General features: G+C 71.3%; 16 protein-coding genes and 3 tRNA genes. 4 read left to right on the top strand and 15 right to left on the bottom strand.

Features of this window, described 5'->3' with window-relative positions; translation table 11 throughout:
- The first annotated feature begins 17 nt into the window (after positions 1–17).
- Both HNR68_RS08695 and HNR68_RS08690 read left to right on the top strand, forming a co-directional pair.
- Positions 18–2294, top strand: a complete 2277-nt coding sequence (locus HNR68_RS08695) for an RNA degradosome polyphosphate kinase (protein WP_179719344.1) — start codon at positions 18–20, stop codon at positions 2292–2294.
- A gap of 79 nt (positions 2295–2373) precedes the next feature.
- Positions 2374–3378 carry an NUDIX hydrolase gene (locus HNR68_RS08690; protein ID WP_179719342.1) on the top strand — a complete coding sequence of 335 codons (1005 nt, stop codon included), beginning with the start codon at positions 2374–2376 and terminating at the stop codon, positions 3376–3378.
- 468 nt (positions 3379–3846) lie between these two features.
- On the opposite strand, the gene HNR68_RS08685 is transcribed toward HNR68_RS08690, so the two are convergent.
- The 3 genes from HNR68_RS08685 to leuC all read right to left on the bottom strand — a co-directional run bounded on the left by HNR68_RS08685 (position 3847) and on the right by leuC (position 6813).
- A complete protein-coding gene (locus HNR68_RS08685) occupies positions 3847–4548 on the bottom strand; it encodes an HU family DNA-binding protein (protein ID WP_179719340.1) in 702 nt (233 codons plus the stop codon).
- A gap of 233 nt (positions 4549–4781) precedes the next feature.
- Positions 4782–5384 carry a 3-isopropylmalate dehydratase small subunit gene (gene leuD / locus HNR68_RS08680; protein ID WP_179719338.1) on the bottom strand — a complete coding sequence of 201 codons (603 nt, stop codon included), beginning with the start codon at positions 5382–5384 and terminating at the stop codon, positions 4782–4784.
- Positions 5385–5409: 25 nt separating this feature from the next.
- The gene (gene leuC, locus HNR68_RS08675; protein ID WP_179719336.1) at positions 5410–6813 is read right to left on the bottom strand and encodes a 3-isopropylmalate dehydratase large subunit; all 1404 of its coding nucleotides are present in this window, start codon (positions 6811–6813) and stop codon (positions 5410–5412) included.
- An 89-nt stretch (positions 6814–6902) separates the two neighbouring features.
- On the opposite strand from leuC, the gene HNR68_RS08670 reads away from it, so the two are divergent.
- The gene (locus HNR68_RS08670) at positions 6903–7604 is read left to right on the top strand and encodes an IclR family transcriptional regulator domain-containing protein (protein ID WP_179719334.1); all 702 of its coding nucleotides are present in this window, start codon (positions 6903–6905) and stop codon (positions 7602–7604) included.
- A gap of 158 nt (positions 7605–7762) precedes the next feature.
- On the opposite strand, the gene HNR68_RS08665 is transcribed toward HNR68_RS08670, so the two are convergent.
- The 5 genes from HNR68_RS08665 to gltX form a co-directional block, all read right to left on the bottom strand.
- Positions 7763–7835, bottom strand: a tRNA-Glu gene (locus HNR68_RS08665).
- Positions 7836–8072: 237 nt separating this feature from the next.
- Positions 8073–8148 (bottom strand) — tRNA-Glu (locus HNR68_RS08660).
- Between the two features lie 60 nt (positions 8149–8208).
- Positions 8209–8280: transfer RNA gene (locus HNR68_RS08655), tRNA-Gln, on the bottom strand.
- Positions 8281–8445: 165 nt separating this feature from the next.
- A complete protein-coding gene (locus HNR68_RS08650) occupies positions 8446–9198 on the bottom strand; it encodes an HAD-IA family hydrolase (protein WP_179719332.1) in 753 nt (250 codons plus the stop codon).
- 161 nt (positions 9199–9359) lie between these two features.
- A complete protein-coding gene (gene gltX, locus HNR68_RS08645; protein ID WP_179719330.1) occupies positions 9360–10856 on the bottom strand; it encodes a glutamate--tRNA ligase in 1497 nt (498 codons plus the stop codon).
- Positions 10857–10961: 105 nt separating this feature from the next.
- Here gltX and HNR68_RS08640 point away from each other — a divergent pair, with 105 nt between their 5' ends.
- Positions 10962–12191 (top strand): FAD-dependent oxidoreductase, encoded by a 1230-nt coding sequence (locus HNR68_RS08640; RefSeq protein WP_179719329.1) that lies wholly within the window; start codon positions 10962–10964, stop codon positions 12189–12191.
- Positions 12192–12236: 45 nt separating this feature from the next.
- Here the strand turns inward: HNR68_RS08640 and HNR68_RS08635 are convergent, their stop codons facing one another.
- From HNR68_RS08635 to ilvN, 7 genes are all read right to left on the bottom strand, one after another.
- Positions 12237–13019, bottom strand: coding sequence for a fumarylacetoacetate hydrolase family protein (locus tag HNR68_RS08635; RefSeq protein ID WP_179719324.1), 783 nt, complete (start codon positions 13017–13019; stop codon positions 12237–12239).
- Between the two features lie 232 nt (positions 13020–13251).
- Positions 13252–14880, bottom strand: coding sequence for a citramalate synthase (gene cimA, locus HNR68_RS08630; protein WP_179719322.1), 1629 nt, complete (start codon positions 14878–14880; stop codon positions 13252–13254).
- 265 nt (positions 14881–15145) lie between these two features.
- The gene (locus HNR68_RS08625; protein WP_179719321.1) at positions 15146–16189 is read right to left on the bottom strand and encodes a 3-isopropylmalate dehydrogenase; all 1044 of its coding nucleotides are present in this window, start codon (positions 16187–16189) and stop codon (positions 15146–15148) included.
- Between the two features lie 293 nt (positions 16190–16482).
- Positions 16483–18078: a phosphoglycerate dehydrogenase gene (gene serA / locus HNR68_RS08620; protein WP_179719319.1), complete on the bottom strand. Its 1596-nt coding sequence runs from the start codon at positions 18076–18078 to the stop codon at positions 16483–16485.
- Positions 18079–18367: 289 nt separating this feature from the next.
- Positions 18368–18613, bottom strand: coding sequence for a DUF397 domain-containing protein (locus HNR68_RS08615; RefSeq protein ID WP_179724800.1), 246 nt, complete (start codon positions 18611–18613; stop codon positions 18368–18370).
- 197 nt (positions 18614–18810) lie between these two features.
- Entirely contained in the window at positions 18811–19806 is a 996-nt protein-coding gene (gene ilvC, locus HNR68_RS08610) for a ketol-acid reductoisomerase (protein ID WP_179719317.1), read from the bottom strand.
- A 244-nt stretch (positions 19807–20050) separates the two neighbouring features.
- Positions 20051–20557 carry an acetolactate synthase small subunit gene (gene ilvN, locus HNR68_RS08605; RefSeq protein ID WP_179719315.1) on the bottom strand — a complete coding sequence of 169 codons (507 nt, stop codon included), beginning with the start codon at positions 20555–20557 and terminating at the stop codon, positions 20051–20053.
- Positions 20558–20564: the final 7 nt, after the last annotated feature.

Here is a 20564-nt window from a genome sequence, read left to right as displayed (position 1 = left end):
TCGGCTGAGCCCGTCGGATGGGTGACAATGGACGCGTGAGCACCGACAGCAGCGGCCGGGCCGAGCAGCCCGCCGAGCGAAGCACCCGTGGCCGGTCGACCCGTCGTGCCCCGCGACCGGCGCGCCGCGCCGGTCGCGCGACCTCGGCGACGTCGCAACGCACCCGCGGCACCAGCTCCGGAGGTGCCCGCGTCCCGTCCGCGCCGCCCGCGGTGACCCGCGCGGCGGCGTCCACGGACCTGCCCGAGGACCGCTACCTCAACCGGGAGCTGTCCTGGCTCGACTTCAACGCGCGCGTGCTGGCCATCGCCGAGGACCCGTCGCAGCCGGTGCTGGAACGCGCCAAGTTCCTGGCGATCTTCGCGTCCAACCTGGACGAGTTCTACATGGTGCGCGTCGCCGGGCTGAAGCGGCGCGAGGAGACCGGGCTGTCGGTGCGCAGCGCCGACGGGCTCACCCCGCACGAGCAGCTGACCCGCATCGCCGCCCGCAACCAGGACCTGGTGGAGAAGCTCAGCCGGGTCTTCCTGGACGAGCTGCTGCCCGAGCTGGCGGCGCACGGCATCCGCATCCTGAAGTGGGCGGAGCTGGAGCCCGCCGACCAGGAGCGGCTGACCCGCTACTTCGAGGACCACATCTTCCCGGTGCTCACCCCGCTGGCGGTCGACCCGGCGCACCCGTTCCCCTACATCTCCGGGCTGTCGCTGAACCTCGCGGTGACCGTCGCCGACCCGGACGCCGGGATCCGGCGCTTCGCCCGGGTGAAGGTGCCGGACAACGTGCCGCGGCTGATCCGCGTCGAGTCCGACCGGGAGACCCAGCGCGCCACCTTCCTGCCGCTGGAGGAGCTCATCGCCGCGCACCTGGGCAAGCTGTTCCCCGGCATGCGGGTCGCCGAGCACCACATCTTCCGGGTCACCCGCAACGCCGACCTGGAGGTCGAGGAGGACCGCGACGAGGACCTGCTGCAGGCCATGGAGCGGGAGCTCGCGCGCCGCCGCTTCGGTCCGCCGGTGCGGCTGGAAGTCACCGACACCATGAGCGAGAACATGCTCGAGCTCCTGCTGCGCGAGCTGGAGGTCGACCAGCACGACGTGGTGGAGGTCAAGGGTCTGCTGGACCTGTCCTGCCTGTTCCAGCTGGAGCGGTTGCACCGGCCGGACCTCAAGGAGTCGCCGTACGTGCCCGCGACGCACCCGGCGTTCGCCGAGGGCCAGACCCCCAAGAGCATCTTCTCCACGCTCCGCGAGGGCGACGTGCTGGTGCACCACCCCTACCACTCGTTCTCCACCTCGGTGCAGCGGTTCATCGAACAGGCCGCGGCCGACCCGCACGTGCTGGCCATCAAGCAGACGCTGTACCGGACCTCCGGTGACTCGCCGATCGTCAACGCGCTCATCGACGCCGCCGAGGCGGGCAAGCAGGTGGTGGCGCTGGTCGAGCTCAAGGCGCGCTTCGACGAGCAGGCGAACATCCAGTGGGCGCGCACCCTGGAGCGCGCCGGGGTGCACGTGGTCTACGGCCTGGTCGGGTTGAAGACGCACTGCAAGACCGCGCTGGTGGTGCGCCAGGAGGGCTCCACCATCCGCCGCTACTGCCACCTCGGCACCGGCAACTACAACCCGAAGACCGCCCGCATCTACGAGGACCTGGGGCTGCTGACCGCCTCCCCGGAGATCGGCGCCGACCTCACCGACCTGTTCAACGTGCTCACCGGCTACGCCCGGCACGGCGAGTACCGCCGCATCCTGGTGTCCCCGCAGGGCATCCGCAACGGCATCGTGGAGCGCGTGGAGGCCGAGACCGAGCGCGCCCGGCAGGGCCTGTCCTGCGGCATCCGGATGAAGGTGAACTCGCTCGTCGACGAGCAGATCATCGACGCGCTCTACCGGGCGTCGATGGCCGGGGTGCCGGTGCAGGTCGTGGTGCGCGGCATCTGCTCGCTCAAGGCCGGTGTCGAGGGCCTCAGCGAGAACATCGAGGTGCGCTCCATCCTCGGCCGGTTCCTGGAGCACTCCCGCGTCTTCCACTTCGTCGGCATCGACGAGCACTGGATCGGCAGCGCCGACATGATGCACCGGAACCTGGACCGCCGGATCGAGACCCAGGTCCGGGTGACCGATCCCAAGCTCACTGCCCAGCTCGACGCGATGCTCGACTCGGCGCTGCACCCGGCGACGCGGTGCTGGGTGCTCAACGCCAAGGGCGACTGGGAGGCCTCCCCGAACAGCGGGGAGCAGGTCCGCGACCACCAAGTGGAGATGCTGCGCCTGCACGGCGCGAAGGTGTCGTGACCGAGGACCAGCGCCCCGACGCGCCCTCGGACGCCGACCCCGAGCACGCCACCGTCGAGAACGCGTGAGGACGAAGGGCATGACCGAGAACCAGCCTGCCACCGAGCAGATCGACGGCGAACCGACTGACGTTCCCGACCGGACCGTGCGTGCCGCCGGAGCGGTGCTGTGGCGCGACGGCGCCGGTGGCCTCGAGGTGGCGGTGGTGCACCGCCCCCGCTACGACGACTGGTCGCTGCCGAAGGGCAAGCTCGACCCCGGCGAGCTGCCCGCGCACACCGCGGCCCGCGAGGTCACCGAGGAGACCGGGTTCTCCTGCGTGCTGTCCCGGTTCCTCACCCGGGTGACCTACGAGGTGCCCGCGGTGGGCGGCACCGCGCCCAAGGTGGTGGACTACTTCGCCGCCCGCGCCGGCGGTGGTGCCTTCGCGCCGAACGACGAAGTGGACGTGCTGCGGTGGGCACCCGTCGCCGAGGCGCGCGAGTTGCTCAGCTACCCGCACGACGGGCGCGTGCTGGACGCCTTCGAGCAGCTGCCCGCGGCGCTGTCGACGGTGCTGCTGGTGCGCCACGCGAAAGCGGGGAAGCGCTCGGAGTGGTCCGGCGACGACGTGCTGCGCCCGCTCTCCGCGGCGGGGCAGCGGCAGCGGGACGCGCTGCACTCCCTGCTGCCGCTGTACGGTCCGGTCCGCGTCCACTCCGCGCCCCGGGTGCGCTGCCAGCAGACGGTGGCACCGGTCGCGGCGGACCTCGGCGTGGAGATCGCCGACGAGCCGCTGTTCTCCGAAGAGGGTTACCGCGCCGACCCGTCCGCGGCGGTGGCACGGATGCTGCGGATCGCGGCCGGTCCGGGTCCGGTGGTGGTGTGCAGCCAGGGCGGCGTGATCCCGGACCTGGTGGCGCGGCTGGCGAGATCCGGTCCGCTGCGCGGTCGGCCGGGACTGCGGCCGGAGGAGGCGGCCAGCCGCAAGGGGAGCGTGTGGACGCTGAGCTTCAGCCCCGATCCGGCTCTCGGCAACGGCAGTGCCCCGGCCCTGCGCCTGGTGGCGGCCGACTACCTCGCGGACCCGGTTCCCGGGACCTGAGCGCGGAACGCGCACTCGCCGAGCCGCGGGCTCCTCGGTGGCAGGCGGGAGGAGCGGTTCTCCCCACTGAACGTCCGACAAGGCACCGGCCCCGGATTCGCCCGGCCGGGCGGCGGTGTTCGGCGATCGAGTGATCCACCCGGGACGTGAGGCGGAAGCGTCGGCGTCCGCCTCCGCCGACGCTCCGGCTCCGTCGCACAGCGGTCGGACACCGCTGTCCGGCGCTGATCGCGCCGTGTGGGCGGTGCGCACCGCCCACTGGGGTTCGGCCGCCGCGAGGCGGAATCCTCGCGGCTGCGGCCCGCTCAGCCCCCGTTCCGCCGCGTCCGTCGCACGGTGTCGCACCGGCGGCAGCGCTCGCCGCGCGGCCGGGGGCCTTGCCGAAGAGCGGGCGGCCTCACGCCCCGTCACACCGGGGTCAGGTGGCCGCCCGCTCGGTCCAATGGTGCCCGCTGCTGCCGCGAGCACTCACTTCTTGGTGGACTTGCGAGTCGTCGTCGCCTTCTTGGTCGCCGGACGGGTCGTCTTGGACGCCGCCTTGGTGGTGCCCGACTTGGCGGTGCTCGCCCGCTTGGTGGCCGCCTTGGCCGTGCTGGCCTTCGCAGTGGAGGCCTTCGCGGTGCTCGCCTTGGCCGTGGTGGCCTTGGTGGTCCGCTTCGGCGCGGCCTTGGTGGCGGTGGCCTTCGTGGCGGCCTTGGTCGCGGTGGACCGCGTGCCGGCCTTGGTCCCGGCCGCCTTGGTGGCGGTCTTCGTGGTCGCGCGGCCAGTGGTCTTGGTCGCAGCGGCCCGGGTGGTGGTGGCCTTCTTGGTGCCGGCCGCGGCCTTGGCGGAAGCCGTCCGCGTGGTGGCGCCACGGGTGGTGGCCGCCTTCACGGTGGACTGGCGCGGCAGTTTCCGCTGCCCGCCCACGACTTCCTTGAACTGGGTGCCGGCGCGGAAGGCGGGGACGTTGGTCTTCTTGACCTTCACGGTCTCACCGGTTCGCGGGTTGCGAGCGGTACGCGCAGCACGGGCCCGCTTCTCGAAAACGCCGAAGCCGGTGATGTTGACCTTCTCGCCCTTGTTGACGTTGCGGACGATGATGTCCACGACGTTTTCCACAGCCTGGCTGGCGGTCTTCTTGTCGCCGAGGCGTTCTGCCAGAGCCTCGATGAGTTGGGCCTTGTTCACTTCAGTCCCTCCCAGGACACAACAACGGCCCCGTTGGGCCGACTCAATGTCAACGGTAAAGCCCCGGATAAACAAATGCCAATCGCCACGCCCCGTTTTTTTCGTTCAGGGCGCGGGCATTCGTCTCCGGGCAACGGGGCCGAGGTGCTCGTGGAGCAACTGTTCAGTTGTGCCCCGGGTGACGGTTTTTCCCTTGCACGGCAATGAGAAACCGCCACCCGGGGAGGCCGGTGTCAGCCCGCCGGCGGGGGCAGCGTGACCGGCTTGAAGCTCGGCCGCGCCCGCTCAAAAGTGTCGATCGTCTCGGCGTGCCGGAGGGTCAGGCCGATGTCGTCGAGGCCTTCCAGCAGCCGCCAGCGGGTGTAGTCGTCGATCCGGAAGGGCACGGTGAGATCCTTGGCGTGCACGGTGCGTCGCTCGAGATCCACCGTCACGGCGGTACCCGGCTCGTTCTCCAGCAGCTTCCAGAGCAGTTCCACATCGGACTGCTCGCACTCGGCGGCCAGCAGCCCCTGCTTGCCGGCGTTGCCGCGGAAGATGTCGGCGAAGCGGCTGGAGATGACCACCCGGAAGCCGTAGTCCTTGAGCGCCCACACCGCGTGCTCGCGGGAGGAGCCGGTGCCGAAGTCGGGCCCGGCCACCAGCACGCTGCCGGCCCGGAACGGCTCCTGGTTGAGGATGAAGTCCTCGTCAGCCCGCCAGGCGGCGAACAGGGCGTCCTCGAAGCCGGTCCGGGAGACCCGCTTGAGGTAGACCGCCGGGATGATCTGGTCGGTGTCCACGTTGGACCGGCGCAGCGGGACGCCGACCCCGGTGTGCGTCTTGAACGGTTCCATCGTCACTGCTCCTGGTGGGTGGGCTTCAGTCGAGGTCTTCGGGGGAGGACAGGGTGCCGCGCACCGCGGTGGCGGCGGCCACGAGCGGGGACACCAGGTGGGTGCGGCCGCCCTTGCCTTGCCTGCCCTCGAAGTTGCGGTTGGAGGTCGACGCGCTGCGCTCGCCCGGGGTGAGCTGGTCCGGGTTCATGCCCAGGCACATCGAACAACCGGCCGAACGCCATTCCGCGCCGGCGGCGGTGAAGACCTCGTGCAGCCCCTCGGACTCCGCCTGCTTGCGGACCCGCATCGAGCCCGGGACGACGAGCATCCGCACGCCCTCGGCGACCTTGCGCCCCCGCAGGACCTCCGCGGCGGCGCGCAGGTCCTCGATGCGGCCGTTGGTGCACGAGCCCAGGAACACCGTGTCGATCGCGATGTCGCGCAGCGGCGTGCCCGGCTCCAGGCCCATGTAGGCCAACGCCTTCTCCGCGGCGTACCGCTCGCCCTCGTCGACGATCTGCTCCGGGTCCGGGACCCGCTCCGACAGCGGCAGACCCTGGCCCGGGTTGGTGCCCCAGGTGACGAAAGGCGTGAGCTCGTCTGCGTTGAGCGTGACCTCTGCGTCGAAAGTGGCGTCGTCGTCGGTGCGCAGCGTCTTCCAGTACTCGACGGCAGCGTCCCACTCGGCGCCCTTCGGCGCGTGCGGACGCCCCTGCAGGTACTCGAACGTCGTCTCGTCCGGGGCGATCATGCCCGCCCGGGCGCCCGCCTCGATCGACATGTTGCAGATCGTCATGCGGGCTTCCATGGACAACTTGCGGATCGCCTCGCCGCGGTACTCCAGCACGTAGCCCTGGCCGCCGCCGGTGCCGATCTTGGCGATCACGGCCAGGATCACGTCCTTGCTCGTGACGCCCGGGCGCAGCGTGCCCTCGACGTTGATGGCCATGGTCTTGAACGGCTTCAGCGGCAACGTCTGGGTGGCCAGCACGTGCTCGACCTCGGACGTGCCGATGCCGAAGGCCAGCGCGCCGAACGCACCGTGCGTGGAGGTGTGGCTGTCACCGCAGACCACCGTGGTGCCGGGCTGGGTCAGCCCCAGCTGCGGGCCGACGACGTGCACGATGCCCTGCTCGGCGTCGCCCATCGGGTGCAGCCGGATGCCGAACTCCGCGCAGTTCTTCCGCAACGTGTCGACCTGGGTGCGCGACACCGGGTCGGCGATCGGCAGGTCGATCCCGGTGGTGGGCACGTTGTGGTCCTCGGTGGCCAGCGTCAGGTCGGGGCGGCGCACCTTCCGGCCGGCCAGCCGGAGCCCTTCGAAGGCCTGCGGGCTGGTGACCTCGTGCACCAGGTGGAGATCGATGTAGAGGAGGTCGGGTTCGTGCCCTTCACCACGGCGCACGATGTGCGCGTCCCACACCTTCTCCGCGAGCGTTTTTCCCATCGCTTGCTCCCAGTCGAGCCTGCCGAGACCCCGGAACGGGTCTTCCCACAGAGTGGACTTCCCAGATGCCGGGAAGCTAGTATCGGTACGTGGGACAGCATAGCGGCATCGGAGTACTGGACAAGGCGGTGGCCGTTCTGCAGGCCGTGGCCGAGGAGCCGTGCGGCCTGGCGGAACTGTGCAGCCGCACGGGCTTGCCGAGGGCGACGGCGCACCGCTTGGCGGTGGGACTGGAGGTGCACCGCCTCCTGCGCCGGGATTCGGACGGGCGCTGGCGCCCGGGCGCGGCCCTGGCCGAGCTGGCCGGCGGCGCGGTGGACCCGCTGCTGGAGGCGGCGTCCACGGTGCTGCCCAAGCTCCGGGACATCACGGGCGAGAGCGTCCAGCTCTACCGCCGGGACGGCATGCAGCGCCTGTGCATCGCGACGGCGGAACCGCCCAGCGGTCTCCGCGACACGGTACCGGTGGGCACGGCCCTGTCGATGACGGCGGGCTCGGGCGCCAAGGTGCTGGCGGCGTGGGCCGATCCGGCGACCCAGCGCGCGGTCCTGGCGGAGGCGGTCTTCGGCGAGCGCACGCTCATGGAGGTCCGGCGCCGCGGGTGGGCGCAGAGCGTGGCGGAACGCGAGTCCGGGGTGGCGAGCGTGAGCGCCCCGGTGAAGGACACGCAGGGGAACGTGGTGGCGGCGATCTCGGTCTCCGGACCGATCGACCGCATGGGCCGGCGCCCGGGCGCGCGCTGGGCGGCCGACCTCCTGGCGGCGGCGGACGCCCTCCAGAACCGTCTGTGAGCGCGTCGCCGACCGCGGGGCGGTGCGGGTGACCGGACGGCGCCCGCACCGCCCCTCGAGGCGAACCAGCCGCCGCTGTGCGGTCGCGCCGGTGCTCGAGACGCGGAAACGGAAAGGCCCCCGTCGCATTTCGCGAGCGAGGGCCTTTTCCGCTTTTGTAGTCCCGACGGGATTTGAACCCGCGTTACCGCCTTGAGAGGGCGGCGTCCTAGGCCACTAGACGACGGGACCGCGTTACGGCAGTAACTCTACAACACGCCTGATCCACCCCGAACACCCACCCCCATCGAGTGACCGGAGGCCGCCGGAGCAGCGGAATTCGCGGGGACCGAGCGACCGAGAGCGGCCGCGGCCCGGCCCGACCGGCCGGGGCACCGGACCGGCCCTGCCCCACCACACCCGCCCCACGGGAGCGCCGCAGCAACGAGAAGAGCCCCGTTCGCGAGGTGCGAACGGGGCTCTCCTGCTTGGTAGTCCCGACGGGATTTGAACCCGCGCTACCGCCTTGAGAGGGCGGCGTCCTAGGCCGCTAGACGACGGGACCACGCGTGAGCGATCACACGACCGCAACCGACTCGCGCCGGTTGCGAGCGGAACCTGCTCGCTGGGGTACCAGGACTCGAACCTAGACTAACTGAACCAGAATCAGTCGTGCTGCCAATTACACCATACCCCATGGTGCCGCCCGGGCAGTTCGTCCTTTCGCCGAACCCCCTGGGGAGTTCCGCTCCCGGACTCCTGTCCGCTGCGTTGGTAAGAATATTAGACCATCGCCGCGGGGGCTGTGAAAGGGGGGTGGGTTTCGGCGGTCGCCACGGGATCGGCGCAGGTCAACCGCCCTCTACCCGATCAGTTCGGGCATCGCGGGAATGGCGGGGAGGTCGCCGACGAGGAGTTCGGGGAGTTCGTGCAGGCTCGTGATGACGGGCACATCCCCGACGGTCCCCCGCTCGCTCCGGCTGCGGTCGAGCCACACGCCGTGGAGGCCGGCCCGGGCGGCGCCCCGGGCGTCGGTGTCCAGCCGGTCGCCGACGTGGGCGACCTCGTCGGGGCGCAGGCCGAGCGCGTCGCAGGCGGTGCGGAAGATCCGCGGGTCGGGCTTGGCGACACCGACCTCGCCGGAGATCACCACGGCGTCGAAGACGTCCGCGAGGCCGACGGCGGCGATCTTCTTGCGCTGGTAGGTGCTCGGCGCGTTGGTGATGACGGCGAGCCGCACGCCGCTGTCGCGCAGCCAGTCGAGGCAGGGGCGGGCGTCGTCGAACAGGCCCCAGGCACTCTGCATGGCGGCCATGCGGACGCTCTCGCGGCGGGCCGCCTCGGTGTCGTCGATCTGCTCGCCGAAGGCGGCGAAGAAGGCCTTGGTGCGCTCGACGCACATCGCCTCGAAGTCGAGCTCGTCGTTGACGAACCGCGCGTAGTAGTGGTCCGTGGTGCGCTCCCACACCGGCCACGCCCGGTCGGTGCCGACGAGTTCCCGCAAGCCCTGCCGCGACGCGCGCTGGGTGTCGAGGAGGGTGTCGTCGACGTCGAGGCAAACGGCCTTGAGCTGTCCGGGTGCGTGGGTGGTGGAGTGGTTCGGCGCGGATGTCACCCCGCGAGGCTAGGCGTTCACCCGCTGCGTCCGATTCGGCCAACACGGTGATCCTGTCGGCCGATGCGGGTGTGCGCGGCAGGCAGCCCTCGCGGCTCCTCCGCAGCACGACCGGCCGGGGCCCTCCGAGCGGGAGGACCCCGGCGGCGAGGCGGGTGAGGTCAGCCCAGCGCCTTGCGCAGGCGGGCCAGCGAGACGTCCCGGCCGAGCAGTTCCATCGACTCGTACAGCGGCGGCGAGACCGTGCGGCCGGTGACCGCGACGCGGACCGGGGCGAAGGCCTTGCGCGGCTTGATGCCCAGGCCCTCCACGACCGAGTCCTTCAACGCCTGCTCGATGGCCGACGCCGTCCACTCGGACAGCGCGCTGAGCGCGTCGATGGCGGCCCGCAGCACCGGCTCGGCGTCCTCGCCGAGGGCCTTCTCCGCGGAGGCCGGCTCGGGGGCGAACTCGTCACCGGCGAACAGGAAGCCCATCATGCCGACCGCGTCGGAGAGCACGATGAGCCGCTCCTGCACCAGCGGCGCCGCGGCGCGCACGACCTCCAGCTGCTGCTCGGTCGGCTCGGCGGGCAGCACCCCGCCCTTGACGAGGTAGGGGACGACCCGCTCGACGAAGTCGTCCGGCGCCAGCGCGCGCAGGTGCGCGGAGTTGATCGCGTCGGCCTTCTTCTGGTCGAAGCGCGCCGGGTTGGAGCTGACCCGGCTGATGTCGAAGGCCTCCACCATCTCGTCCAGCGTGAACACGTCGCGGTCGTCGGAGATCGACCAGCCGAGCAGCGCCAGGTAGTTCAGCAGGCCCTCGGGCAGGAAACCCCGCTCGCGGTGGTGGAACAGGTCGGACTTCGGGTCGCGCTTCGAGAGCTTCTTGTTGCCCTCCCCCATGACGAAGGGCAGGTGGCCGAACTCGGGCGTGAAGTCGGTGACCCCGATGCGCTGCAGCGCCTCGTAGAGCGCGATCTGCCGCGGCGTGGAGGCCAGCAGGTCCTCGCCGCGCAGCACGTGGGTGATGCGCTGCATCGCGTCGTCGACCGGGTTGGTCAGCGTGTACAGCGGCTGCCCGTTGCCGCGCACCAGCACCGGGTCGGGCACGCTGCCCGCGGGGAAGGTGATCTCACCGCGCACCAGGTCGGTGAAGGTGATGTCGCGGTCCGGCATCCGCAGGCGCAGCACCGGCGTGCGGCCCTCGGCGCGGAACGCGGCCTTCTGCTCCTCGGTGAGGTCGCGGTCGTGGTTGTCGTAGCCCAGCTTGGGGTCGCGACCGGCCGCCCTGTGCCGGGCCTCGACCTCCTCGGGCGTGGAGAAGCTCTCGTAGAGCTCGCCAGCGGCCAGCAGGCGCTGCGCGACGTCGGTGTAGATCTCGCCGCGCTCGCTCTGCCGGTAGGGGCCGTAGGGGCCGCCGACCTCGGGGCCCTCGTCCCAGTCGAGGCCCAACCAGCGCAACGCGTCCAGCAGCGCCTGGTAGGACTCCTCGCTGTCCCGGGCGGCGTCGGTGTCCTCGATGCGGAACACCAGGGTGCCCTTGTGGTGCCGGGCGAACGCCCAGTTGTAGAGGGCGGTGCGGATGAGGCCCACGTGCGGGACACCGGTCGGCGAGGGGCAGAACCGGGCGCGGACGGGCCTGTCGGCTGCTGTTGCTGCTGCTTCTGGCGTGCTCATAACACATCCAGCCTAGCCACTGGTCGGAGGCGCTTGACGGGCGAGTCCGGCAGGAGGATGCTGAAGTTATTCAACGAGCGTTGAAATTCTTGGGGAGTGATCGCGATGGAGCGAACCACCTGCTGCATCGTCGGCGGCGGACCCGCCGGCATGGTCCTCGGGCTGCTGCTGGCGCGCTCCGGCGTCGAGGTGGTCGTGCTCGAGAAGCACGGCGACTTCCTCCGGGACTTCCGCGGCGACACGGTGCACCCGACGACCCTGCAGCTGCTCGACGACCTCGGCCTGGCCGAGCGGTTCGCCGAACTCCCCCAGCGTCGTGTGGACCGGGTGTCGGTGCCGGTCGGCCAGAGCGGCGAGCTGTTCACCATGGCCGACTTCAGCCTGCTGGACATCAAGTACAACTACATCGCCATGGTCCCGCAGTGGGACCTGCTGGACATGCTCGCCGACGAGGGCAAGCAGGAGCCCACCTTCGAACTCCGGATGAACACCGAGGCGACCGAGCTGATCCGCGAGGGCGGCCGGGTCAACGGCGTCCGCTACCGCACCCCGGACGGCGGCACCGGCGAGCTCCGCGCCACCATCACGGTCGCCTGCGACGGCCGGGACTCGTTCGTGCGCGACATGCCCGAGCTGGGCCTGCGGGACTTCCCGACCCCGATGGACGTCCGGTGGTTCCGGGTGCCGCGGCACGCCGACGACCCGGCGGGCTTGATCGGACTGATCCGCGACGACACCTTCGTCGCGATGATCGACCGCGGCGACTACTACCAGATGGCCGCCATCATCGAGAAGGACACCGACGCCCAGGACCGCGACCGCCCCATCGAGGAGTTCAACGCGGACCTGGTGCGCAGGATCCCCTGGCTGGCCGGGCGGGAGCTGGTCGCCGACTGGGACGACGTGAAGCTGCTGCACGTCAGGCTGGACCGGCTGCGGAAGTGGCACGTGCCGGGCCTGCTGTGCATCGGTGACGCGGCGCACGCGATGTCCCCGGTGGGCGGCATCGGCATCAACCTGGCCGTCCAGGACGCGGTCGCGGCGGCGCGCCACCTGGCCGAGCCGCTGCGCCGGGGGCGCCTGGAGCGGCGGCACGTCGCCGCGGTGCAGCGGCGCCGGTGGCCGACGACGGTGCTGGTCCAGGGGTTGCAGCGCGTCATCCACGACAACGTGGTCGCACCGGCGCTGCGCGGCGAGATCGACTTCGGCGACACCGCACGCCTGCCGCTCCCGCTGCGCGCGGTCTCGAAGCTGCCGTGGCTGCGGTCGATCCCGCCGTACTTCCTGGCCTACGGCGCGGTCCGCGAGCGCCCCCCGCGGGCCGCCCTGCGCTGAGCGGGCCCTCCGGCCGACGGAGCGCCCGTCGGCCGGAGCCGCCCGTCAGCCCTGCTTCACCGGGTTGGTGAGGGTGCCGAGGCCGTCGATGGACACCGACACCTTCTGGCCCGGCTGCATCGGGCCGACGCCGGCCGGGGTGCCGGTGAGGATGACGTCGCCGGGCAGCAGGGTCATCACGCGCGAGATCCACGACACCAGCGCGCCGACGTCGTGCAGCAGCAGCGAGGTCCGCGAGTCCTGCTTGACCTCGCCGTCCAGTTCGGTGCGGATGGCCAGGTCCGACGGGTCGACGGTGGTGTCGATCCACGGTCCCAGCGGGCAGAACGTGTCGTAGCCCTTGGCCCGGGTCCACTGGCCGTCGGCCTGCTGCTGGTCGCGGGCGGTGACGTCGTTGGCGATCGTGTAGCCGAGCAGCACGTCGGTGCCGCGGGCCTCTGGGACGTCCTTGCACGGCTGGCCGACCACCGCGGCCAGCTCGCCCTCGAAGTCCACCCGCTCCGAGCTCGGCGGCAGCTTGATGGGCGCGTTCGGCCCGATGACCGACGTGGACGGCTTCATGAAGATCACCGGGTGCTCGGGCGCCTCGCCGCCCATCTCCTTCGCGTGCTCGGCGTAGTTCTTGCCGACGCAGATGACCTTCGTGGGCAGGATCGGGGCGAGCAGCCGCACGTCCGCCATCGGCCACTTGCGCCCGGTGAAGGTGGGCTCACCGAAGGGGTGCTGGTCGATCTCGACCGCGAGCACCTTCTCCTGCGGCGCGGCCGGGTCCGGCTCGAGGGCCACGAAGGACACCCCGTCGGAGTGGGCGACACGTGCCAAGCGCAAGACGAACCTCCGCGATCAACTGTGGACTCTCCGGGGGAGAGCCTATCTCCGCACGCCGCCACCGGCCCCGCCGCGGCACTCGCCGGCCGGCCGACGCGCTCCCGGCGGTGTTCCCCGGCCTCGTGCTGCGTGGACGGCGCCGGCTGCGGTCCGGGACCCGGGTGACGCGACTCCACCGGAGATCGGACCTCTGGTCTCCCCCGGAGTCGCCTTCACCTCACGGGGGTGTGCGTCACTGCGGGACGGCCTCGCGGGAGGCCTTGTGGACGAGGGCGTCGCAGAGCGCGAGCCAGCTGGCCTCGACGATGTTGGCGTGGACGCCCACCGTGGTCCACTCGTCCTCCCCGTCGCGGGACTCCACCAGCACGCGGGTGACCGCGTCGGTGCCGCGCTCGTCGGTGAGGATGCGGACCTTGTAGTCCGCCAGTTCGACCGACCCCAGCCACGGCAGGTGCGGGACCAGCGCTTCGCGCAGCGCCGCGTCCAGCGCGTTGACCGGCCCGTTGCCCTCGGCGGTGGCGATCACCCGCTCCCCCGCCACGTGCACCTTGACGGTGGCCTCGGCGATCACCTCGCCGTCGGACCGGTGGTCGAGCACCACCCGGTAGGACTCCAGCTGGAACGGCGCCTCCACCGGGTCGGCACCGCCGACGCTCGCCATCTCCCGGCGCAGCAGCAGTTCCAGCGACGCGTCCGCGGCCTCGAAGGACCAGCCGCGCGCCTCCAGCTCCTTGACGCGGCGGACCGCGCCGGTGACCGCGTCCGGCGCGCTGGACAGGTCGAGCCCGAGCTCGGCCCCCTTGAGCTCCAGGCTGGCGCGCCCGGCCATCTCGGTCACCAGCACGCGCATGTCGTTGCCCACCACGGCCGGGTCGACGTGGTTGTACAGCTCGGGGTCCACCCGGATCGCGCTCGCGTGCAGTCCCGCCTTGTGCGCGAAGGCCGACTGCCCCACGTACGCCTGGTGCGTGTCCGGCGCCAGGTTAGCGATCTCGGCGATCGCGTGGGAGGTCCGGGTGAGCTCTTCCAGCCGACCCTCGGGCAGCACCGGCATCCCGAGCTTCGCGGCCAGGTTCCCGACCACCGCGAACAGGTCCGCGTTGCCGGCGCGCTCGCCGTACCCGTTGGCGGTGCACTGCACGTGCGTCGCACCGGCCTGCACGGCCGCGACGCTGTTGGCCACCGCGCACCCGGTGTCGTCCTGGCAGTGGATCCCGAGCCGGAACCCGGTGCGCGCGGCGACCTCGCCGACGGTCTCGGCGAGCTGCAGCGGCAGCTGCCCGCCGTTGGTGTCGCACAGCACCACGACGTCGGCGCCCGCCTCCACAGCGGACTCGAGCACGCGCAACGCGGTGTCGGGGTCGAAGGCGTAGCCGTCGAAGAAGTGCTCCGCGTCGACGAACACCCGGCGCCCTGCACCGACCAGGAACCGCACGGTGTCGGCGACCATCGCGCAGTTCTCGGCCACGTCGGTGCGCAGGGCTCGCTCGATGTGCCTGCGGTCCGCTTTGGCCACCAGGGTCACCACGGGCGCGCGGGAGTCCAGCAGCGCCCGCACTTGCGGGTCCTCGTCCACTGTGGCCCCGGCGCGGCGGGTGGACCCGAAGGCGACCAGAGCGGCGTGCTGCAGGTCGAGCTCGCCCTCGGCGGCGCGGTGGAAGAACTCGGTGTCCTTGGGCAGCGCGCCGGGCCAGCCGCCCTCGATGAAGCCGACGCCGAGCGAGTCCAGCAGCCGCGCGACGGCGAGCTTGTCGGTGACCGAGTAGGAGATGCCTTCGCGCTGCGCGCCGTCCCGCAGCGTCGTGTCGTAGACGTGGAACTCGTCGCCCAGAGGGGTTCCGGCCGGGGTGGTTCGGGTCACTGCTTCCTCTCCCGATGGCGTCTGTGGTGGTGGGTGCGGCGACGCAGGCAACAAAAAAGACCCCCCGCAGGTGCGAGAGGTCAGCGCGCCGGGGGTGCGGAGTCGTTACCCGGCGCGCTCGCCAATGATGATCGCGCTGCTGCGGAGAGCCACGGGCCCATGCTGCCACAACGCGCCCCCGACCACCAAGTGGCCACCCGTTCCCACTTCGTGGAACACGACGAGGGCGCCCCGGCGGACCGGGACGCCCTCCACGACGACGGGATCAGGTCTGCGGCGCGACCTCGCGGGACGAGACCAGGGCCGCGAGGCGGTCGCCGATGGCGAAGGTCGCCCCCGGCGCCGAGTGGTCGCGGGTGGCCAGGTCGAACGCCACCGAGGCCTCGACGCGCTTGGCGGCCTCGGCCAGGCCCACGTGGTCCAGCAGCATGGCCACCGACAGCACCGCGGCCGTCGGGTCGGCCACGCCCTGGCCGGCGATGTCCGGCGCGCTGCCGTGCACCGGCTCGAACATGCTCGGGTTGCGGCGGGTGGCGTCGATGTTGCCGCTGGCGGCCAGCCCGATGCCACCGGTGATCGCCCCGGCCAGGTCGGTGATGATGTCGCCGAACAGGTTGTCGGTGACGATCACGTCGAACCGGCTCGGGTCGGTGACCATGTGGATGGTGGTGGCGTCCACGTGCTGGTAGGCGACGGTGACGTCCGGGTACTGCAGCGAGACCTCTTCCACCACGCGCGACCACAGCGACCCGGCGTGGGTGAGCACGTTGGTCTTGTGCACCAGGGTCAGGTGCTTGCGCGGCCGGGAGGCGGCGCGGGCGAAGGCGTCGCGCACCACGCGCTCCACGCCGAACGCGGTGTTGATGCTGACCTCGGTGGCGATCTCGTGCGTGGTGTCCTTGCGCAGCAGACCGCCGTTGCCCGCGTACGGGCCCTCGGTGCCCTCGCGCACCACGACCATGTCGATCTCACCCGGGTCGGCCACCGGGCTCTTCACGCCCGGGTACAGCCGCGCCGGGCGCAGGTTGACGTGGTGGTCGAGCTCGAAGCGCAGCCGGAGCAGCAGCCCGCGCTCCAGGATGCCGCTGGGCACCGACGGGTCGCCGACCGCGCCCAGCAGGATCGCGTCGTGCTGCCGGAGTTCGCTGAGGACGGACTCGGGGAGCAGTTCTCCCGTCGCGTGCCAGCGCGCGGCTCCCAGGTCGTATCGAGTGATCTCGGTGTCCGGTACGACCTCACCGAGGACCTTCAATGCCTCGGCAATCACCTCCGGCCCGATCCCGTCGCCGGGGATCACAGCGAGCCGCATCTACACACCTCCCGAGAACCACCCCGACCCGCGGGGCTCGAACTGTTGAGCCGAAGGCTACCGGCATGTGCGCGAGCGACGGCATGCCGGGCCCACCAAGTGGATGAAGCTTCCCGGACCGTGGGACACACGAAAGAGTGAAAGCAGCGGATCCGCTGGTGCGATGCTGAGGACGTCTCACATCGCGGAACGCGTCCCGTGTCACCTGACCGAGCAGTAACCCCGTTCGGACCAGCAGACGCGAACGTGGGGTGCGCCCGGAGGACGCACCCCACGTTGCAGGAAGACCGGACTCACTCGAAGGTCACGGTGCGGACGATCCGGGCGCCGACCGCGGCGCCGATCGGCTCCAGCACGCCCGGCTCCACCGGCCGGTCCACGCGCAGCAGCATGATCGCGTCGGAGCGCTCGGTGGTCTGGCTGACCGTCGCCGCCTCGATGTTCACGCCGACCTCGCCGAGCAGGGTGCCGACCTTGCCCATCACGCCCGGGCGGTCCGGGTACTCCAGCAGCAGCACGTTGCCCTCGGCCCGCAGGTCGAAGTGGCGGCCGTTGACCTCCACCAGCTTCTCCACCTGGTTCGAGCCGGACAGCGCACCCGACACGCGCGCGGTGCGGCCGTCCGAGAGCCCCGCGCGCACCGTCACGACGCTGCGGTGGTTCGGGCTCTCCGGGGAGGTCTCGATCTCCACCTGCACGCCCAGCTCCTCGGCGAGCTGCGGGGCGTTGACGAAGGTCACCTGGCTCTCCACCGCACCGGAGAACACGCCGCGCAGCGCCGCCAGCTGCAGCACCGAGACGTCCTCGTCGGCCAGCTCGCCGCGCGCCTCGATGGTCACCGAGCTCGGCGTGGTGCCCAGCAGCGCGGCCAGCAGCTGGCCGAGCTTCTGGGTCAGCGACAGGTACGGGCGGACCTCCTCACCGACCGCACCGCCCTGGACGTTGACCGCGTCCGGCACGAAGTCGCCGCGCAGCGCCAGCCGCACCGAGCGGGCCACGTCGGTGCCCGCGCGGTCCTGGGCCTCCCGGGTGGACGCGCCCAGGTGCGGGGTGACCACCACGTTGTCCAGCTCGAACAGCGGGCTCTCGGTGGTCGGCTCGGTCTTGAACACGTCGATCGCCGCGCCGCCGACCTGGCCGTTGCGCAGCGCGTCGACCAGCGCGTCCTCGTCGATGAGGCCACCGCGGGCGGCGTTGACGATGAGCATGCCGGGCTTGGCCTTCTTCAGCTCCTCGGCGCCGATCAGGCCCAGCGTCTCGGCGGTCTTGGGCAGGTGGATGGAGATCGCGTCGGCACGGGAGAGCAGCTCGTCCAGCGACACCAGCTCGATGCCCAGCTGGGCGGCGCGGGCCGGCGAGACGTAGGGGTCGTAGGCGATCAGCTTGGTGCCGAAGGCGGCCACCCGCTGCGCGAACAGCTGGCCGATCTTGCCCAGGCCGACCACGCCGACGGTCTTGCCGTTGAGCTCGACGCCGGTGTAGGCGCTGCGCTTCCAGGCCCCGCCCTTGAGGCTCGCGTCGGCCTGCGGCACGTTGCGGGCCACCGCCAGCAGCAGGGCCACCGCGTGCTCGGCCGCGGAGACGATGTTGGAGGTCGGCGCGTTGACCACCATCACGCCGCGCTCGGTGGCGGCCGGAACCTCGACGTTGTCCAGGCCCACCCCGGCGCGGGCGACGACCTTGAGCTTCTTCGCCGCGGACAGCACCTCGGCGTCGACCTTGGTGGCGGAGCGGACCAGCAGCGCGTCGGCCTCAGCGACGGCGTCGAGCAACGCCGGCCGGTCCGTGCCGTCCACGTTGCGGATCTCGACGCCGTCCCCGAGGGCGTCGATCACGGTCGGAGCCAACTTCTCGGCGATCAGGACGACAGGACGGCTTGCATTGGTCACGGGCGAACTCCAGTGGAAGATCACGGTCGGCACGACGTTGTGCCCGGACGAGGGGGGAGTTTAACGGGAGATTGAGAAACTGTTCACAAGGGTGTAGTCCGGATCACCGGTGCTCCCACCGTCCGCCCCGGGGTCCGGGTCACCCGCATTGTCGCAGATCAACGGGGGTGGCGACGGTCACGCACCACCGCTGCGGGGGGTCGAGAGCACCACCTCGTCGGAGCAGCGGTCCGGGACACGCCGACGCCGCCCCGAGGTCCACCCGGGCGCGGGACTCGGTCCCGGTCGGTCACGGCTCGTCGAACTCGCCGTCCTTGGCCCCGGCGACGAACGCGTCCCACTCCGCCGGGGTGAAGACCAGGACGGGCCCGTCCGGGTCCGCCCCGTTGCGCATGCCGACGTAGCCGTCGACGAACGCGATCTCCACGCCGGGCTCGTCGGGGTCGTCGGTGCTGGTGATCCACTCCGCCTTCGAAAAGTCCAGCCGGTCGCGGATGTGCGCCTTGTCGTCGACGATCTCGTTCTCACTCACGATGCGTACTGTAATCCTCACGGGCAGCGATCGGTCCACCCCTGGCGGACGCGGGGTCCCCGGGACGTGACCGACCGCGGACGGCACGAGGCCCGGCGCCCCTCGTGGGGTGCACCGGGCCGTTCGCGACCAGCGGCGCGCGTGGGTGACGCGCCGCTGAGAACCGTGGCGAGGGTGCGCGGTGCGCGCACCGGGTCAGCTCACTTGTTGGTCCAGGACATCAGCGAGCGCAGCTTCTTGCCGACCTCTTCGATCTGGTGGGCGTTGCCCTCGGCCTGCAGCTTGGTGAAGTTCGGGCGACCGGCCTCGTCCTCGGCCACCCACTCCTTGGCGAAGGAGCCGTCCTGGATCTCGGCCAGGACCTTGCGCATGTTCTCCTTGACGTGCGAGTCGATCACGCGCGGGCCGCGGGTGAGGTCGCCGTACTCGGCGGTGTCGCTGCAGGAGTAGCGCTGGCCGGCGATGCCGCCCTCCCACATGAGGTCGACGATCAGCTTCAGCTCGTGCAGCACCTCGAAGTAGGCGATCTCCGGCTGGTAGCCCGCCTCGACCAGGGTCTCGAAGCCGGCCTGGACCAGCGCCGAGGTACCACCGCAGAGGACCGCCTGCTCACCGAACAGGTCGGTCTCGGTCTCCTCCTTGAAGGTGGTCTTGATGACGCCGGCCCGGGCACCGCCGATGGCCGCGGCGTAGGACAGCGCGAGCGCCTGCGCGCCGCCGGAGGCGTCCTGCTCCACGGCGATCAGGCACGGCACGCCCTTGCCGTCCACGAACTGGCGGCGCACCAGGTGGCCCGGCCCCTTCGGGGCGACCATGGCGACGTCCACGTCGGCCGGCGGCTGGATCAGGCCGTAGCGGATGTTGAAGCCGTGGCCGAAGAACAGCGCGTCGCCCTTGGACAGGTTCGGCGCGATGTCGTTGGCGTAGATCTCGCGCTGCTTGGTGTCGGGCGCCAGGATCATGATCAGGTCGGCCTCGGCGGCGGCCTCGGACGGGGTGAGGACCTTCAGGCCGTCCTCCTCCGCCTTGGCGCGCGACTTGGAGCCCTCCGGCAGACCGATCCGGACGTCGACGCCGGAGTCGCGCAGGCTCAGCGCGTGCGCGTGGCCCTGGCTGCCGTAGCCGATGACCGCGACCTTGCGGCCCTGCACGATGCCCAGGTCGGCGTCCGCGTCGTAGAAGATTTCAACTGCCATGGGGATTCAGCGGTTCCTTTCGAGCTTCATCGACCTGTGGAGCGGCGGAGCTGCTCGGTCCACCCTCGCGACCGGCACCGCCGCGGGTCCTCAGCGTCCCCCTGACGAGGACAGCCCCAGCGTGGTGCATCGGGCACGCATGAGTCGGGGATCCCGGAGCTCGGGCGGGCGCTGAGGTTCCGCTGCCGGCACCGCTACGCAGGTCGAGCTTGTTTTCACTTTTCTTCGCGGCCTGTGGCGGGGTTCAGCGCACTGCTGTGGCCGTGATGGAGCGCGGACCCCGACCGATCGCGATCGTGCCCGACTGCACCATCTCGCGGACGCCGTACGGTTCCAGCATTCGCAGCAACGCGTCGAGCTTATCGGCGGTACCGGTGGCCTCGATGGTCAGCGCCTCCGGCGAGACGTCCACCACCTTCGCGCGGAACAGCTGCACCGTCTCCAGCACCTGGCTGCGCACCGAGGCGTCGGCGCGGACCTTCACCAGCAGCAGCTCCCGCTGGACCGACGCCTCCGGCTCCAGCTCCACGATCTTGATGACGTTGACCAGCTTGTTGAGCTGCTTGGTGACCTGTTCCAGCGGCTGCTCGTTGACCGCGACCACGATCGTCATCCGGGAGATCTCCGGGTGCTCGGTCGGGCCGACGGCGAGCGACTCGATGTTGAAGCTGCGCCGGGAGAACAGCCCGGAGACCCGGGCCAGGACACCGGGGACGTTCTCCACCAGCACGCTGAGCGTGTGTCGGCTCATCGCCCGC

This window comes from Saccharopolyspora hordei, assembly GCF_013410345.1.
Lineage (GTDB): Bacteria > Actinomycetota > Actinomycetes > Mycobacteriales > Pseudonocardiaceae > Saccharopolyspora > Saccharopolyspora hordei.
This window is presented reverse-complemented; position numbering and strand designations above follow the sequence as displayed.

Bases quoted from the DNA above. Each gene is read 5' to 3' on its own strand.
- HNR68_RS08695 (WP_179719344.1), top strand. From the start codon at position 18: ATGGGTGACAATGGACGCGTGAGCACCGACAGCAGCGGCCGGGCCGAG.
- HNR68_RS08690 (WP_179719342.1), top strand. From the start codon at position 2,374: ATGACCGAGAACCAGCCTGCCACCGAGCAGATCGACGGCGAACCGACT.
- leuD (WP_179719338.1), bottom strand. From the start codon at position 5,384: ATGGAACCGTTCAAGACGCACACCGGGGTCGGCGTCCCGCTGCGCCGG.
- leuC (WP_179719336.1), bottom strand. From the start codon at position 6,813: ATGGGAAAAACGCTCGCGGAGAAGGTGTGGGACGCGCACATCGTGCGC.
- gltX (WP_179719330.1), bottom strand. From the start codon at position 10,856: ATGAGCACGCCAGAAGCAGCAGCAACAGCAGCCGACAGGCCCGTCCGC.
- HNR68_RS08640 (WP_179719329.1), top strand. From the start codon at position 10,962: ATGGAGCGAACCACCTGCTGCATCGTCGGCGGCGGACCCGCCGGCATG.
- HNR68_RS08625 (WP_179719321.1), bottom strand. From the start codon at position 16,189: ATGCGGCTCGCTGTGATCCCCGGCGACGGGATCGGGCCGGAGGTGATT.
- ilvC (WP_179719317.1), bottom strand. From the start codon at position 19,806: ATGGCAGTTGAAATCTTCTACGACGCGGACGCCGACCTGGGCATCGTG.
- ilvN (WP_179719315.1), bottom strand. From the start codon at position 20,557: ATGAGCCGACACACGCTCAGCGTGCTGGTGGAGAACGTCCCCGGTGTC.